Genomic DNA, 533 nt, shown 5'->3' on the forward strand with positions numbered 1-533 from the left:
GGGAATCGGCTGCGCAGCACGAACGCGAACGTCGCGGTGCCGGCATGCAGCCAGTCGCGCCAGCGACGCGCGGTGTGGCGGGCAACACCCGCACACAGGGCCGCACCGCGTAGCGAGGCGCCGGCCAGCAGGTCCAGCAGAACCCGCTGCTGTTTGGCCCATGGGTGCCAGCGACGCGGCGCGATGCACAGCGGCAAACGCGAACAGGTGCGCCCGCATGCGCCGCAGCAGAAGCGGGCCACCAGCACCGGATTGAGCGACACGGCGGCAGGGCCATCGCGGTCTGGTTTGCGCTCGTAAAAACCATGCAGCCAAAGACCGGCTATCCCGCAATGCGGGCAAGCGAGCGGCCGGTAGACTTCCGGCGCGTGCGCAATTTGCTCGATATGTTGGGGTAACGAAGGATTTGCAGATAGAATTCGATGCATAGGCCGGTCCCGATGGTATGTGTGTTGCGTGAGAACTTCACACGATATCAGAGGAGTACTGGCCTATCTTTTTTGCATGACGTCCCACGCTGCCATGGGTGAAAG

1 protein-coding gene is annotated in these 533 nt (G+C 63.6%); it reads right to left on the minus strand.

Annotated elements, in window-relative coordinates:
• Positions 1-428, minus strand: a 428-nt coding sequence (locus tag ACP7D4_RS28250; RefSeq protein ID WP_426212763.1) for a hypothetical protein, incomplete at its 3' end; no start/stop codon positions are given.
• Positions 429-533 lie beyond the last annotated feature (105 nt).

The organism is Massilia sp. TWP1-3-3 (assembly GCF_049897805.1).
GTDB lineage: Bacteria > Pseudomonadota > Gammaproteobacteria > Burkholderiales > Burkholderiaceae_D > Telluria_A.